Origin of the sequence: Phocaeicola vulgatus ATCC 8482 (assembly GCF_000012825.1) — a bacterium.
Lineage (GTDB): Bacteria > Bacteroidota > Bacteroidia > Bacteroidales > Bacteroidaceae > Phocaeicola > Phocaeicola vulgatus.
In genome coordinates this window covers 4,681,480-4,698,169 of the sequence record NC_009614.1, presented here as the reverse complement: position 1 = coordinate 4,698,169, position 16,690 = coordinate 4,681,480, and the positions used below count along the sequence as shown (strand labels likewise).

Annotated in this window: 13 protein-coding genes; 11 read left to right on the top strand and 2 right to left on the bottom strand. The window is 40.5% G+C overall.

The features are described from left to right. Positions 1 to 48: 48 nt before the first annotated feature. From BVU_RS19055 to BVU_RS19015, 9 genes are all read left to right on the top strand, one after another. Positions 49 to 2,100 (top strand): tetratricopeptide repeat-containing sensor histidine kinase, encoded by a 2,052-nt coding sequence (locus BVU_RS19055; protein WP_012055907.1) that lies wholly within the window; start codon positions 49 to 51, stop codon positions 2,098 to 2,100. Between the two features lie 127 nt (positions 2,101 to 2,227). Then, positions 2,228 to 2,992, top strand: coding sequence for a LytR/AlgR family response regulator transcription factor (locus BVU_RS19050; RefSeq protein ID WP_005841573.1), 765 nt, complete (start codon positions 2,228 to 2,230; stop codon positions 2,990 to 2,992). Between the two features lie 265 nt (positions 2,993 to 3,257). Then, positions 3,258 to 4,952: a WG repeat-containing protein gene (locus BVU_RS19045; protein ID WP_008670056.1), complete on the top strand. Its 1,695-nt coding sequence runs from the start codon at positions 3,258 to 3,260 to the stop codon at positions 4,950 to 4,952. Positions 4,953 to 4,974: 22 nt separating this feature from the next. Continuing rightward, the gene (locus tag BVU_RS19040) at positions 4,975 to 5,469 is read left to right on the top strand and encodes a hypothetical protein (protein WP_005841569.1); all 495 of its coding nucleotides are present in this window, start codon (positions 4,975 to 4,977) and stop codon (positions 5,467 to 5,469) included. Between the two features lie 150 nt (positions 5,470 to 5,619). Next, the gene (locus BVU_RS19035; protein ID WP_005852087.1) at positions 5,620 to 6,105 is read left to right on the top strand and encodes a hypothetical protein; all 486 of its coding nucleotides are present in this window, start codon (positions 5,620 to 5,622) and stop codon (positions 6,103 to 6,105) included. 12 nt (positions 6,106 to 6,117) lie between these two features. Beyond that, positions 6,118 to 7,068: a DUF6175 family protein gene (locus BVU_RS19030; protein WP_005841565.1), complete on the top strand. Its 951-nt coding sequence runs from the start codon at positions 6,118 to 6,120 to the stop codon at positions 7,066 to 7,068. A 7-nt stretch (positions 7,069 to 7,075) separates the two neighbouring features. Continuing rightward, entirely contained in the window at positions 7,076 to 8,011 is a 936-nt protein-coding gene (locus tag BVU_RS19025; protein WP_012055906.1) for a hypothetical protein, read from the top strand. An 11-nt stretch (positions 8,012 to 8,022) separates the two neighbouring features. After that, entirely contained in the window at positions 8,023 to 9,870 is a 1,848-nt protein-coding gene (locus BVU_RS19020) for a WG repeat-containing protein (RefSeq protein WP_005841561.1), read from the top strand. Between the two features lie 18 nt (positions 9,871 to 9,888). Further along, the gene (locus tag BVU_RS19015) at positions 9,889 to 11,100 is read left to right on the top strand and encodes a hypothetical protein (RefSeq protein ID WP_005852081.1); all 1,212 of its coding nucleotides are present in this window, start codon (positions 9,889 to 9,891) and stop codon (positions 11,098 to 11,100) included. A 211-nt stretch (positions 11,101 to 11,311) separates the two neighbouring features. Here BVU_RS19015 and BVU_RS19010 read toward each other — a convergent pair whose 3' ends face one another. Next, positions 11,312 to 12,967 carry an IS1182 family transposase gene (locus tag BVU_RS19010; RefSeq protein ID WP_011965154.1) on the bottom strand — a complete coding sequence of 552 codons (1,656 nt, stop codon included), beginning with the start codon at positions 12,965 to 12,967 and terminating at the stop codon, positions 11,312 to 11,314. Between the two features lie 466 nt (positions 12,968 to 13,433). Between BVU_RS19010 and BVU_RS19005 the strand changes: the two genes are divergently transcribed. Continuing rightward, positions 13,434 to 13,676, top strand: a complete 243-nt coding sequence (locus BVU_RS19005; RefSeq protein WP_012055904.1) for a hypothetical protein — start codon at positions 13,434 to 13,436, stop codon at positions 13,674 to 13,676. Positions 13,677 to 13,691: 15 nt separating this feature from the next. After that, positions 13,692 to 14,468 carry a porin family protein gene (locus tag BVU_RS19000; protein ID WP_005841703.1) on the top strand — a complete coding sequence of 259 codons (777 nt, stop codon included), beginning with the start codon at positions 13,692 to 13,694 and terminating at the stop codon, positions 14,466 to 14,468. A 703-nt stretch (positions 14,469 to 15,171) separates the two neighbouring features. Here BVU_RS19000 and BVU_RS18990 read toward each other — a convergent pair. After that, positions 15,172 to 16,689, bottom strand: coding sequence for an arylsulfatase (locus BVU_RS18990; protein WP_005841699.1), 1,518 nt, complete (start codon positions 16,687 to 16,689; stop codon positions 15,172 to 15,174). Position 16,690 lies beyond the last annotated feature (1 nt).

Below are 16,690 nucleotides of genomic sequence, written 5' to 3'. Positions count from 1 at the left end.
TAAAAGTATATGGTTGTGTTTATTTTTGCTTATGTTTGTCAATAAGCTATGAAGGAGGATAAGATGGAGAACATACATTTGATATTTAAATTTTTATGGTATAGTGTATTATTTTGTATATGGGGAGTATCTTGTACAAGTTCCGGAACTTATAAAAAGACCCAAATGGATATCTATATGCAGTATTATGATTTTATAATTGATTCATTGTCAAAAAATCCTAGTTATGTATGTACCCGGACTGCCAGGCAAATGTCGGTTGCCACAGATAGTGTGGCGTATTACCATTATCTTGTTCTTTTGGCAAAAGCATATATGTTTAAATCCGAGATGGATTCGGCTAAACTTAGCATGGATAGAGCGGAAGTATTTTGCGATGGAGCTGAACCGTCATCGTTAATTAATGATTTGTATGCTGAGATTTACAATATGCGGGGTAATGTATGTGCTCGTCAAGGGTTGACAGATTCTTCAGTGGTATGTTTTCAAAAAGCATTTGATTATCGTTTGAAGGGTAGTAACAGAGATATGCTTCATGATATTTCTATTAATTTGGCTGATGCTTTTGTCCGTACCGGTCATTATGATAAAGGCGCGATGTGGTATCGTAAAGCTTTGTCTTACTGTGATTCATTGAAGATTCCTGAAGAAAAACGTTTTCCTGTTTATTACGGATTGGCACAGGTTTATATGGAACTTCGTGATTTTACGTCTTGTGATCATTACTATGAACTGGCTGCCCGGCAATATGATAAGATGCTTCCATTTGAGAAACATATTTATTTGAATAATCGTGGTAATTCTTATTATTTTCGTGCTGATTATCCTAATGCTTTGGAATTTTTCAGAAAATCATTATTGTTAGCTCGTTCTTATCCGGATATGATTTTTGAGGAACATCTGACTGAAATGAATTTGGGAGAAACTTTTCTATTGATGAATCAGGTTGATTCTGCCGCATACTATTTAAACCTTTGCAGTGATTTTTTTCGTTCTATCGAAAATCAGACGGCTCTCTATTATTTGGATACCCAATTGATTGAACTTGCCTTGAAGCAGAATAACTTGTCTTTAGCACGTAAACGTATGTCTGAGGCTATACAGCCTGATTATGTGGAACCGAATATGCAGCATATCCGTAACCGTTACCTGCAACATTATTTTGAAGAGGTGGGGGATTTCAAACAAGCCTATTATTATCAAATGGAAAATCAGCGTATTGATGATTCTACACGTAATGAGCGTATTAAAATGCGTACAGCTGAAATTGATCTGAAATACAGTCAGGACACCACGCTGATGAAGCAGAAAATTTTTATCCAGCAAAAAGAGAATGAAGTACTGGCGCTGAATCAGACGCTTTACCTGTGGATGTTTGCCTGCATCTGTATTTTGGGGCTCGTTGTTTTTGTTTACATGTACAACAAGAGACAGCGTTTCCTGCTGCAAATGAAAAGTCAGAATATGATTGCCACTTTGCGTATGGAGAATATCCGTAACCGGGTTTCCCCCCATTTCATTTTTAACATTCTGAACCGTGAGATGGGAAACTACACCGATGAGCAGGCCGGAAATATGCGTGGGTTGGTAAAGCTGATGCGGCGCAACCTGGAACTGACCGAACAGCTGTGCGTTACCATGGCCGAGGAACTGGACTTTGTCAATACGTTTATCAACCTGGAACGTGAAGCATTGGGAGATAGCTTTATACTGTCCACATCCATAGATGCTGCCATCCATCTTGACCAAGAAATACTTCCTTCCATGATGATACAGATTCCGATAGAAAATGCCATCAAGCATGCCCTGAAGGACAAAGAGGGGATGAAAAGACTGTGGATTGATATCAAGAAGACCGGGGAGGGAATCTGCGTCAAGGTGCGTGACAATGGGGGAGGTTACCGGATAAACAGTGCCAACCATGGTACAGGCACCGGTATAAAAGTGATTCTTCAAACCATACAGTTGTTGAACGCCAACAATAAAAAGCATATCGACATATCCATAACCAATGTGCAGCTGGAAGACGGAGAAACCGGTTGCGAGTTTGCTGTCTTCCTGCCCCAAGGCTATGATTATAATTTGAAAAAGATGGTTTAGTTATTATTTTTGCTAGGATAGTGTCCGAAACGGTCGCTATAGTTCCATAACCGGAGTGTCGGGTTTGTGCGTTAAAACATGTTTTAATACTTTTGTTCCGTTAATAACTAAAGCAGGATTGTTTACTATGGATAAACTATACAGGGTCGTAATAATTGATGATGATGAGTTCTCTGCGGACAATCTTTGTCTGGAGCTGAAGAAATATAACAGGCTGTCTATAGACGGGATGGCACGTAACGGTGCGAATGGCCGGAAACTGCTGGAAAAGGTTCATCCGGACTTGCTGTTTCTGGACGTGGAATTGCCGGACATGAAGGGCATGGAACTGCTGGAACAGCTAAGGGGGGCAATCACTTGGAATATGCAGATTGTGTTCTATACAGCTTATGATAAGTACATGATTTATGCTATTCGTGGGGCAGCTTTCGACTACTTGCTGAAGCCTATAGATAAGAAGGAGCTGGAAGGGATCATTGACCGCTTCATGAAAAAGGCGGAAGAGTCGGCAGCCGCATCTTTGGTTATCCCTCCGCGTGTGTATTCGGCCGGCGAGCATACTTTTATGATATCCACACCCATCAATGACTTGCGCATTCTGCGCTCCATTGACATCGGTTTTTTCCGTTATAACTCCGACCGGAAACTGTGGGAAGTGGTGCTGAACAACCAGCTGCCTTTGCTGCTGAAGAAAAATACTACGGCCGATCATATCAAGGGATATGACTCCTGCTTCGTCCAGATCCATCAGTCGTATATCATTAATATCAATTATCTGATGATGATTAAGGAGAACCGCTGCGTCATGTTTCCCCCGTTTGAGAATATTACGGAACTTCAGGTTTCCAAGAAGTTCAGAAAAGAATTGCAGGATAGGTTTTATTTGTTGTAGTGAATCTATTGATGACGTTGAAAATACAAGTTTATAGAAAGTGATTTTAAGTCACAGTGGAAAAGCAGGAGTCGTGAGATTGCTGCTTTTTTTGTTTTTAGTGCTTAATTTTCCCTTTGCGGTATATGGAAATGAGGCTATATAGTCGTTAATTTAGATAGAATAGTATGCTTGTTAGGCTGTTTGATACTTTCTCTTGGTTTTGTGAATTTGTAAAATGACGTTAATTGTTTTTCTTTGAAGCCGCATAAGGTTAAAAAAAGACATGTATATGAATGAAGTAAAAAAAGTAATATTGTTTTTATTATGCTGTGCTATACCTTTTAGTTTTTATGCACAGAAGGCGCGCCAAAATGCTGTAACAAAGAAATGGGGATATGAGCAGACCGAAAATAAAGGATGGTGGGAAAATTCAAAATATAGGGGTAATTCTATGTTTGGTGGATGGGATGCGGCTTTAGTAAATCAGGATTATGAGATAAATTGGTTGATTTCTCCACAATATGAAGGGGTGACCAAGAGATTTACAGAAAAGTTGGCAGGAGTAGTTTTAGGAGGAAAAGTAGGTTTTATAGACATACACAATCGTTTTATAATTAAACCGCAGTTTGAAAATGCAGATGATATTCATGGATTTAATTTAGGACTGTCTGCGGTAAAGAAGAATGGCAAGTTTGGCTTTATAAATAAAAAAGGAGAATTTGTCATTGAACCTCAATTTGATTACGCTGATAATTTTAGAGATAACATGTTGGCTACAATCAAGCAAGATGGTAAGTTCGGGGCTATTAATTTAAGGGGAGAAATCGTTGTCCCATGTAAATATATTCTAGAAGAAGCAATGATAAGCGTTCCTATATCCAATAAGGTATATCGCCAGAAACAAGAAGAAGTGAAAAATGCGAAAGGGAACGGTGATTTTGATGATTTGCTTGATAAAATCGCTGAATGTAGCAGAGAGGTCAATGAAAAAATTAATAATCCTGGAGCAGAAGTTATAACCGATTCTCTCAGAATAAGGGAAGATAATGGTAAAATGGGCCTTGTAGTGGGAGGACAAACTGTAATTCCTACAGAATATGAGGAACTTATAATAGCAGAAGATGGATTTGTTCTTGCTTGCAAGCAGGATAAATGGGGGGCTTTGGATATATATGGGCGTACTATATTGCCTTGTGTTTATCAATGGGTATATTATGATGTATCGGCAAAGGTCTGGATTGCCAAAAGTCTTGCAATGGGGCTATATAATAGTCAAGGTGCTTTATTACTACCGGGAAGGATTGATTATATAGGTAGTTTTGTGGATGGCAAAGCACCTGTTTGGCTGAATTCCGTACTCGGTTGGATAGATACGAAGGGACAACTCTCTGATGGCTTTGCAGAGGATGTGACAGAATCCTTTTTGAAAGAAGAAAAAAAGGGAGTGGCAGGTGCTTGGGGTATGTTTAATTTATTGACAGATTTGATTCCGGACTATGCCATGGCCCACTATTATATGGGAAAAGGGCAAGTGACTGATGGCATTTATTCTAAAGGAATGGAGCATCTGAAGATAGCGGCAGAATTGGATCCGGATAATGGAGAAGTAGCGTTAGCGCTGAAGCAAGCCAAAAAGGACAAGAAGAAAAGAACGTTGAATACGATTGGTTACATTGCAAGTGTGCATAATGATTTGGAATCTACAAACTCTAATTCTTTTAAAGATGAAAGCAGAAATCAAAATAAGCCTTCATCCGGAATTAATCTGGGAGTTTCTATGGATGAGGTAGATGCCCTTGGTGGGTCTACAGCTACTGCTATAGCAGGAGGTAGTAATCATTGTGGTTTTTTGAAATATGTGTTAGAAGATCTTGAAGAAAAGATTCAGAAGAATACGGGCGAATTGATGGGAGAGTATTATCGGAAAGTGAAGGATGAATATTTGCAGTTTGCCGGTAAAGAAGGGTGTGAACAATAATATATAATTAAAGAATAGAATTATGAGAGTAATGAATGTGAAATTTGTCGGTAGAATCATTATGACGGTTCTTTTTGTATTCATCTGTATTGGAGCGCACGCAGGTGATGACCCTTTAAAATATGAGATAGAGGGAGAAGGAGTAGGTGCACAAGGTATTTATTTGGTAAAAGTGACAGTAATCCAGAAGAAAAGTAAATTGGATGTCGATGTGATCAAGAAGTGTGCAGTTCATGGGGTGCTTTTTAAAGGATTTTCCAGCCAGACTTCACGCACCCGGCAGAAACCTTTGGCAGGAAGTATGGTGGTAGAACAGCAACATCAGGATTATTTTGATGTCTTTTTCCAAAAAGGAGGTTCTTACATGAATTTTGCCAATATGGTAGGAGAGAATCTTTCAGTGGTGAAGATGGGAAAGCAGTATCGAATTTCAGCAGTGGTTTCCGTTGCGAAAGACGCCCTCTATCAAGAGCTGGTATCAGCCGGAGTTATTAAAGGACTAAATAATGGATTTTAGCTTATGTATAAGAGGTTGATTGTTACTTTTCTGATACTGGCTGACGGATTATTGTCTGCTTTTGCCCGGCAGGCTCGTGATGTGATTAATCTGAATAATGGTAACTTGTATCATTGAAATTAGACTATGAATTTTAAAGAAGAAAAAATTATGAAACATCTGTTTTATACGTGGAAATTGGGATGTCTGCTTTTACTTATCCTTGCCGGATGCAGCAGCAAAAAAAGTGTTTCTTCCTATCATTCCTTTGAGAGTGAATGTTTGGGAGTAGAACTGGATGGGTCGGAAACACTTCGCGCCTGGGGCAGAGGGAAAAATCGTACAGATGCTATAGAGCAGGCAAAGAAAAATGCAGTAAGAGATGTCTTGTTCAAAGGTGTTGTTGCCGGTAGTCGTGAATGTAGTGTGCGCCCTTTGATAACAGAAGTGAATGCACAGGAACGGTATGCATCTTATTTTAACGACTTTTTTAGAGACGGAGGGGAATATCTGAAGTATGTAAGTATGGAAGATAAGAAAACAAATTCTAACACGAAGGCTTCTAATAAAACCCAAATTTCTTATTCCACTACGGTGCGTGTGCTTCGTTCTCAATTACAGCAGAAACTGATAGAAGATAAAATTTTAAAACCATAAAGACAGAAAAACATGAAAAAATTATATGCTATTTTATTTCTTGTAGCACTTATACACACCGGAGTGTATGGGCAGGCTAAAAAACCCACCATTATGGTTGTTCCCGCTAATGTGTGGTGTACCCATAATGGTTATACACAAAAATATAACAATCAAGGCACTATTACTGAAATTCCGGATTATAAAAAGGCATTGGATAATGATTTGAACTTGGTGAATGTCATAACGAAAATAGGTGAATTGATGGCTGAAAAAGATTTTCCGTTGAAGGATATGGCATCTTCTATTCGTTCCATAGAGCAGAGTTCGGCGGAACATGAGATGACTACCAGTTCTACTTCGGGAGCTTCACTGGCAGAGTCTCCTTTGGATCGGTTAATGAATAGAGCTAAAGCTGATATTCTGATTGAAGTAGTTTGGAATATTAATACAATGGGTCCCAAACGTTCTGTTACTTATACTTTGCGAGGCTTGGATGCCTACACTAATAAGCAGGTCGCAGCGACGCAAGGTACGGGAGAACCTTCTATGGCTGCTGAAGTGGCAGTATTGTTGGAAGAAGCGGTAGTAGACAAGATGGATGCTTTCGTAAGTCAATTACAGAAACATTTTGATGATTTGATGGCTAATGGCCGTGAAGTGGCATTAGAAGTCCGTGTGTTTGATAATGGGAGCGGCGTTAATTTGGAAAGTGAATTTGGGGGGGCTGAACTACAGGAAATCATAGAAGATTGGGTGGCGCAGAATACGGTGGCTCATCGTTTTAGTTTAACTGATGCAACTGAGAATATGATGCTTTTTGAGCAGGTACGCATTCCGCTTTATCGTGAAAATGGAATGGCTAGAGATACAAGAAGCTTTGCAAATGATTTGCGCAAATATCTCAATCAGAAAGCCAATCTTACCTGCAAAGTAATGACGAAAGGGTTAGGTAAAGCTGAATTGGTTATCGGAGAAAAATAGAAAAGATATGAAAATAAGGAATATGATATTTGCCGCTTGGTGCGCATGTTGTGCCATCTCTGTGGCAGCACAGGATTGTGAGATAAGCCTTACCATAGCTAAAGCTGCCCAGAAAGAGGAACTTCCATCCCAGGTACAAGAGATTTTAGGAAATCGTTTAGCTGCGGCAGTGGCCGGTCAGGGGAGTGTTGCCAATTCCAATTTTACACCATTCTTTATCACAGCTAAGACCAATACTTTATATAAGGAAACATTGTCCGGTCCTCCTGTCAGTACAGCGCTTACTGTTCAATTGACTTTGTATATAGGCGATGCAGTAGGGCAGAAAGTATTTTCTACTCTCACTGTGGATGCAAAAGGAGTAGGTACTAATATTAACCGGGCATATATCAATGCTTTCCGTGCAATAAATGGCAATAACGTGAAAATACAAGAATTTATACGCGAAGGGAAAGAAAAAATTATCTCTTGGTATAATAGTAATTACAGGCAAATATTGGTAAAAGCGCAAAAAAGTGCTTCTATGCATGAGTATGATGCTGCATTGTATTATGTTACCTCTATTCCTGAATGTTGTGTCGGCTATGAGGAAGCTAGTAAACTGATAGACACTTATTATACTCAATATGTGAATTATAATTGTCAATTGATTATGCAATACGCCAGATCCGAATGGGCGAAGTCACCCGATGCGGAAGGTGCTTCAAAGGCTTTTGACTGGTTGGTTTTCATTGAACCGGGAAGCAGTTGTGAAGGTGAAGCTAAAGCTTTGTATAATGAAATAAAGCAAAAGGTGACCAGTGATTGGAATTTTGAGAATCGTGAGAAATATAAGGATGAAGTGGGGCTGAAAAAGCAGAGGATAGAAGCTGCCAGAGCTATAGGTGTAGCATTTGGTAATGGGCAGCAACCGGTTACTACTAATATTACTTGGCTCCATTAATTCAAGTTCAAATGATTTTAAATAAAGAGAATATGAGAAATAAAAAAGTTATCCTAATTCTATGTCTGCTGGTGCTGGTCAGTGGCTCTGTGCAAGCTCAGAGGTTGAAGGCCGTGCAGAATGAAAAGGGGCGTTATGGCTTTATGACGGAAGACGGGACGGTAGTGATAAAATATAAATATGATGAAGCTACTCCCTTTAAAGACGGTATCGCTAAAATAGGAAAAGATGGAAAATACAGTCTGATTAATGAAGATGGTGAAATCATTACAAAACGGAAATATACATATATCGGTGAATTTTATAACGGGGTTTGCCCCGTCGCTGAAGGTGGAAATACTAAAAAAGGAGTAATGCTAACCACGGGTGGGCTCATAGGCAATAAAGCTAGTAGCAATACAGGTGAAAAATGGGGGTTGATTGATAAAACAGGTAAGGAAATCCTGAAAACCGATTATGAAGCAATGGGAGATTTGAATAAGAAACTGATATATGTCTTGAAAGGCAAGAAGTTCGGGTTCATTGATTCAGCTGGCAATATCATAGTGAAGCCTACTTATAATTTTATTGGCAGTTTCAATAACCAAGGAATCTGTTGGGTTAATATCGGTGGCAAATACGATAAAAAGAACAACATGGTGTCTAAAGGTAAATTCGGGTTAATCAATGAAAATGGGCGGGAAATAATTCCTGCCAAGTATGAAGATGTGGGTAACTTCCCTGTTTTGCGAGATAAGAAAACCGGAGCTTTGCTTGATGAGGCTGCCTTTTATACCAAGGCAGACCAGTCTGCATTTCCGGCTACCAAGCAGGAAATACAGAGCTTGCTGCTTCCCAAACCTCATGCCGCTGAGTCCCAGTTGCCTTCATCAAGGGTCGATTATTTTTATTTCATTAATAAGAAATCCCAAGGGTTGGTAGATATCCATGGAAATACTATTATTCCTTTAACTGCCAATCAGGCTATTCTTCCTCCTTCAGACAATATGCTTAGGCTTGCTAAAGTGGAAAAGAAGCAAATAGCTAAAGCTTATTATGATTTGGATGCTGAAGTGATGGTCAGAATATCTTCTTCAGAAAAGGGAAAGTTTGGAGCTTTCAGCCATAATTTAGCTCCGGTTTCATTGGATGATGAATTGTATTTCATAGATAAAAAGGGGAACAAGGTGATTGGTGGCCTGTCAAAGGCTTTCCTGAGTAATGAAGGATACCGGGTGGTACAAAAGGGATCGGCTTTTGGCGCTATTGATTCTACAGGGGCAGTTGTTATTTCTATTGAATATACCAATTCGCTTACCAGTGTGAACAATGGACGTTTGGGAGTACAAAAAAATGCTTCTTGGTTTTATGTGGATATGAAAGGACAAATCGTATCCGATAAGTATGACCGTATAGGCAATTTTCATCAGGGGTATGCATCCGTATGCCTGAACAAATTATGGGGGGCTATTGATTTGCAGAACCGGGTTGTCGTTCCTTTAGAGTGGCAAGGTGTAGCTCCTATAGTCGATCCGAAATTGATATGGGTGAAAAAGGATAACCTGTATTATCTTTATGATGGGGTGCAAAAGTCTGTTCGTCTGAAGCAGGGATTTGCCAATGCGTCCAACTTTGATAATGAGATGGCTTATGTGATGTCTGATGGAAAGTGGGGGATTATTGATCCGGATGGCAAGGTACTGGTGCCTTGCTTGTTCGAGAAAGAAGAGGATATGGTCTTGGCCAAACAATATATGTTAGCGGAAGACAAGAAGAACTTGACCGAAGTAGAGGCTCTTCGAGTGATTGCACGTTTTGACCCGGATACAAATATGTTTAAGATAACCTCTGTCATTCCGGATAAACATTGGGATTATTAATTATTGAATGTTTGAAAAATGAAAAGATTCATTATAATACAGCTGTTGGCGGTGGTATTCGCCGCTCAAATTCAAGCCCAGGGAGACGGCGAAATAAAATATCGCCGCAGTTCTCTTTATAGCATGATGATCAATCACGAAGGAAGAGAATTTGGTGATGAAATAAAGGATGTTTTTCTCAAAATTCCTGTTCCTGATAAATACAATAACCATGATTTAAGTGTAAAAGTAATCTATACTTCTGAAAAGAAATTGGATAAAAACCATGAGGAGATAGATGAATTTATCAGAAACAATGGTATTGCCAGCCGTATGGTAGGACGCTGGTTTAACCGTGATTACATGACAGGGATCTGTGATGTGGAACTGGTGAAAGAACGAGGGCTGTATAACGCTTCCGAACTGGACAAGGCTCTGGCATCCAAGACTCAACGCGGAAACGCTCTGCTGGAAGATGCCGGTGAGGACTTGATTGGAAATACTTTTCTTATTGTGAATGACATTCGCTATATTGACCGTTCAAAAGGTTCAAGTGTGTGGGGAGGAATTGTCAAAGGACTGGGTGCGGCAGCGGCTATTTACACCGGTGAGACATCCTATATGGATTTAGGTAATTCTACGGGAGATATGGTTGCATCCTATAAGGGGTTTAAAGTAAATATTGATACTTATCTCTATCAACTGGTTTGGGATGAAGAGACTGCAACAAAATTCTATACTCAATATTATACTGATAAGGATAATAAGGAGAAGGTGAATGCTTTCAATAATAACCGTAAGATGTTCAAGTTGAAGTATGTGGGCAGCCAGCATAGTGATGGAAGTAACACTTCCTTTTTGGGTATTAACTTGGATGAGCCCCAGCAAATGGTGCGAAAGGCATGCCAACGTGCCATTGATGAAAATATAGCGAGTCTGCAAAAGAATTTTGACCAGTTCAAAGTGAATACTCCCTTAATCAGTGTTTCTCCCCTGAAAGCTTATATTGGCTTGAAAGAGGGAGTCACTGAAAAGTCTAAATTTGAAGTGCTGGAAGCTGAATTGAGCAAAGAAGGCAAAATGACTTATAAGCGTGTAGGAGTGATTCAGCCTAAGGAAAATCTGATTTGGGATAATCGCTATATGGCTTCCGAGGAACAGGCTTATGGTTCGGACTTTGGTTTTACCACTTTCCGAAAAGTATCGGGTGGCGATTTTTATCCGGGAATGTTGATTCGTGAAATAAAATAAGTGTTTAAGTTAGCCGGCTTCGTCAACAGAAGTGAAAATTGGTTGCTTGCCAAAAAGATTTGTTGATATGGCTGAATAGTGAAACATAAAACAAACAGGCGTTTATTCTTCGGAAATGAACGCCTGTTTGTTTATGTTTTAAAGGAGGTGTGTCGTAATGCACGATGCACCTCTTTTTTTGTTCATCACTATACAAATCTGTTCACTTTCTTTAAGCTGCGATCTTTTGAAGATTTCTTTGATTTATGTGTTCCCAGCATCTAAAAACAGCAGTTGTAAGCTCATAAAACAGTCTAATCAGCCAGTTCATACCCTTTTTTGTCAGTTTTGCACACATCTTTTTTATATTGAAGGCAATGGCTAGGAAGGCAAAGTCCATGAAGACCTTGTCCTTTCCAAAATGTCGGAAACGTTTGTAGTTCATATTGTTTTTAATTTGTCCGAACACGGCTTCCGGTTCTATGCATCTCTGCCCTCTGTGTTTCAGTCCTTTCTCAGAGCAGAGCAGTTCTTTGGCTCTCCGCTTGTATTGTCTAAGCCTATGATTCAGTTCTATCGTCCTGTTTCCTTTTGCTTTAAAACAGCGGCATCGCAGGGGACAGCCTTCACACCTGACAGCTCTGTACCGTGCATTTTCGTTGACATATCCGGATGCGGTTTTCACATTCCTGGTGCCTATCCTCCGCATCCTTTGCCCCATAGGGCAGATGCAGAAGTCATGTTCTTCATTGTAGTAGAAGTTTTCGGCCTTGAACGGGTCCGGTTTGAATCTCGGCCGCTGCTCCATGTGGAAGTAGTTGTACTTTACGTAGGCTTCCATGCCGTTTTCGGACATGAAGCGGTAATTCTCTTCGGAGCCATAGCCGGAATCAGCAACCACCGTATGGGCCATCCGGTCATACCTGTTTGAAAAAGATTGCAGGAAAGGAATCAGGGTCAGTGTATCCGTAGGGTTCGGGAAGAGTGCAAAATCGGTGATGAACTGATTTTCGGTGCCGATTTGAAGGTTGTAACCGGGCTTCGTCTGTCCGTTGCGCATGGCATCCTCCTTCATTCTCATGAAAGTAGCGTCATTGTCCGTTTTGGAATAGGAATTCCTGTCCTGCAGCGTGTCCAGACGGTTGTCGTATTCCTGTAGCTTGTCCCTGTGCTCTTCCAACTCCTTCAGCTGTTTGCGTTTCTTTTTCAACGCAGTCTTTTCCTCTTTCGTGGAGGGTTCAGGAACCTGTTCGAGTGCTTGACGCAATTCTCCTGCCATTTCAGTCAGCATGGCCGGAGTGAACTCAATCTCCTCATTGCTTTCCGATGAGTTCTCCTGGGCGATGACATTGTCTATCTGCCCTAGCAGGATATGTATTTTCTTCATCAGGCGTTCACGGTTCCGCTCAACCGTTTTCCGCCAGACGAAAGTATACTTATTGGCTTTGGACTCAATCTTTGTCCCGTCAATGTATTCCACATTCAAGCTGATGAAGCCTTTGGAAGAGAGAAGGAGTACGGTTTGGGTAAACACCTCGTTGATTTCATTCTTCACCCGGTTGCGGAAACGGTTGATGGTGATGAAATCCGGTTTCTCATATCCGGCCAGCCAGATATAATGGATGTCACGGTGAAGGAGCTTTTCAATTTTCCGGCAGGAGTAGATGTTGTTCATATAGGCATACAGAATGACCTTGAGCATCATCCTGGGGTGGTAAGGGCTACGCCCGCATTCCTTATACAGCTTTCTGAAACTTTCAAGATTCAAGCCCTCAACCAGGGCGTCAACCATGCGCACCGGATCGTTTTCTGCAATATCCTCATCAATTCTTTGAGGAAAAAGAACGGTTTGGTTGGGATTGTAAGAACGAAAATGTATCTTTGTCATAGTGAAATTCTTATTACCTAAAGATACAAAATCTTTAGGTAATAACAAAGCCCCAGCTTGTGAAAGTCGGGGCTTTGTGCGTAAAAAACAGAAGGTGTGCATTTTGACACACCTTCAGTGAAACATAAAACAAACAGGCGTTTATTCTTCGGAAATGAACGCCTGTTTGTTTATGTTTTAAATGGTTCTATACTGCCAGCTTGGAGAGGTGTGAAAAGTAGAACTGTTTTTTTGATGGCTCTTCCAATTTCATATCATATAGAGCTGGAATGTGAAGCTTAATTTACAAATTTTCAAGCTTGTCTTATTGGCATAATTTATTTATTGTATATATAGTCGTTAATTTTAGCTGCTTGGTATCTGCTTTAGTGTGTTTAGTGTAAATCTTGACAAATGATGGTTTTTTGAATATAAAAGTTGCAATACATTTGCAAATGTAAACTTATAGAGTCAATTGTTACGAAGTATGGAAAAGACAATTATTGCAGCACTTTTAATGCTGATTTCGTTAATATCGTATGCACAGGGTTTAATGTGGACTGCGAAGGCTGAACTCAATATGAGCAGCATGTCTAACGTAGAGGAATCTAAAATGCATCCAGGTTTCTATGCAGGAATAGGAGCTGGGTATGTTATTGATGAAACTCGGTCTGTCCGTCCTTCTTTATTGTTCACTATGAAAGGAGTGAAACAAGATTACAAATTTTAATAAAAATACTGCATTATGAAGAAACTGTTTTTTATCATGGCTATGTCCGTATGTGCATTCACGGCACAAGCACAAACTACTTCCGGTATTCGTGTGGGGTTAAATATGACCAGTGCTACAGGGAAGTATAATGATCTTATGGCAGATCAAGATTATAATAATAAAAGCTATATGGGTTACAGTATCCATTATTTTATAGATGTTCCTGTGATTGGAAACTTCAGTATTCAGCCTGCTGTTGGACTTTCTATGAAAGGTATCACTTATGAGTACGATAAATTTACCACTAAAAAGTCGCATCGGCTCGATTTGGATTCTTATAAGAAATATGATGTGACGGAATCTCGCGGCACTAGTGTCACTCAAAAACATAATCTGGGATATTTGGACGTTCCTATTTTATTTGCTTATGCTTTACCTTTGTCAGAATCGTTTAGGGTTCAGTTGGGAGTGGGGCCTTACTTCTCTTATGGGTTGTTTGGTAAGTTTAAATATGAGTCGGATAAATATTTGACAGTATCCCCCGACAAATATGGAGAAAATAAACATACCATAACCAAAGATGATTATCCCTCCTTTGGCAAGAATGATGATGCGGACGATCCTAAAGGTAATATTAACCGTTTTGATTGGGGAATTGCCGTACAGGGCAGCATTTATTGGAAACGCTTGTTTTTGAATGTCGCTTATCAAAAAGGTTTGAAATCGGCTAATATTACTGACGAGAAGAATGAAGGGAAAGATAAATTGGCCCTTTCCAATTTGTCGTTAGGGTTAGGCTTTATATTTTAAGTTGTGAACAGGCTGAGGAACTGCTGGAAAATAGAAGAATAGAGAGGCATCAGAAATTTGATGAAACTTGTGCACCCTTTCTTGCCGAAATGAAGAATCTGTCGGATGTAAATAGAGGTTCATTTGGAAACGTATGTGTAGAAACCCGTTTCCGGTCACTGTTCCGTATCGTTCCGAAAGTCTTTATTCTTTTCGGAAAAGACAAGGACGTTTACAAAAAAGATGAAGACGTCTGATAAAAAGAACAAGACGTTTCATTCCAAAGATCTATATCTTTCAATCTTTAGTTTAAGTCTTTCCGGCTCTACCGGTTTATCCTTCTCCTCCGAAAGGGAAGGATGCTGGATGTAACGGCAAAACTTGGTACAGGATTTCGTGGAACTTGCTGCAAGATCCGACAGAACTTGTATCAAGATTCTGAATACTTTGGCAAGGAAAGTCGCAGTTTCGAGGCTGCACAAGCTTACCGTGTTTATTGCACAAGCCTGCTTTGTCCACCGGACAGGGCAGGCTTGTACCATGGAACAAGGTGGATAAAGTGGTGGCTGCAGGCATTTTTCTTGCATAAAATAATGTATTGCCATCACCTCTCTAACTCCCTATTCATAGGAAGTTAGAGAGGTGATGGCAGTGGCAACAGAATTATAAAACTCTGTTGTAGGAAAGTGGGGCAATTGGAAACGACTCCTCTGTACAACACACGTTATCTTTTATTTTCTTTTTCCGGATAATGAGGTCCATAAAGCATGGTCTTCTCCTTGACCACCAATCGGCCGTCCTTCACGAACTCTTCACCGCGTTCACTTAAATGGCGAATCATTTCATTACGCATTTCCGTCAGCTGTTTCCTGTATTTTTTGTCATTGACGGCATTGTGCAATTCCTGAGGGTCTTGGGTCAAGTCGAATAACTCTTCGGTACCGGTATGGATACGCCATATATATTTTATTTTGCCGTCAGTCAGTGCACACCAATAGTTATCATCACTGTAACAGGTGGCATGCTCCAGATCCAGATACTTGCGCCAGTTTGTTTCCATGCCTTTGGCAAGCGGTAACAAGGAACGGCCGTCCATGTCAGTGGGGATGGTCACATCGGCTGCATCGAGGAAAGTGGGAAGAATATCACGCAACTCTACGGGAGCGTCTGTTTTTCCCGGTGTAACGTGGTTGGCAGAAGGCCATTTCACGATGTATGGCACATGAGTGGAGCCCTCGTATGGATAGGTCTTTCTCCAGTGATAATGGTCACCCATCATATCGCCATGATCGGAAACGAAAACGATTAATGCGTCATTATACATATCCTTTTCTTTCAATGTTTGGATAATTCTGCCTATCTGTTCGTCAATGAAAGTGATGTTGGCATAATAATGACGTTTGGAATTGCGTGCATATTCATTGCCAAAATTACCGTATGGAGCGTCTTGTGCCGTTTCTTCAGGATTTAGTTTCTTGGCGTATTTGCCACACCAGTCTCCGATGGCAGGATCGGGTATTAGGGCATCCTTATACATGTCCAGATATCTTTGTGGTGGATCATACGGACTGTGCGGACGGGCAAAAGAAACTTTCAGAAATAACGGTTTGTTGGTCGGATCGTAGTTGCTGATAAGTTCACAGGCCATTTCTCCTGTCCAATAGGTAGGATGGAGGTTTTCGGGCAATTTATAGATACTTGCCGTATGGTCGTTCCAGCCTATGCCGGTGGCGTCAGGATTCTTTCCGGGGGCTTTTGTTTGGAACCATTGGCGGTAATCACTGGTGAAATTCTCGTCCTCCACGCGTCCGCTTTCATCTAGCAGAGTGCCTTCGAAACCATGTTTTATCCGTTGGGGATGCCAGTGCATTTTCCCGATTCCAAAAGTATAATAACCAGCATCTTTTAGCATCTGTGGCATTTCGTATTTATATTCGGGAGATACTTTTCCATATCCCAACAAGCCATGATGCCAAGGAGAAAGTCCGGTCAGCAGACCTGCACGTGCCGGAGTGCTGCTTGGACAAGAAGAATAACCATTCATAAATAATGTTCCCTCGGCAGCTAGTGCGTCCAGGTTAGGGGAGATAACCGCATCGTTTCCCATACAGCCTATGGCATCAGCTCGCTGTTGGTCGGTCATTATCAGTATGATATGAGGATGTTTTTGTGCGTATGCAAAAGAGGAGCACACTCCGGCTGTGACAGCCAATGTGTATTTCAGGTTGATTAGAATATTCATG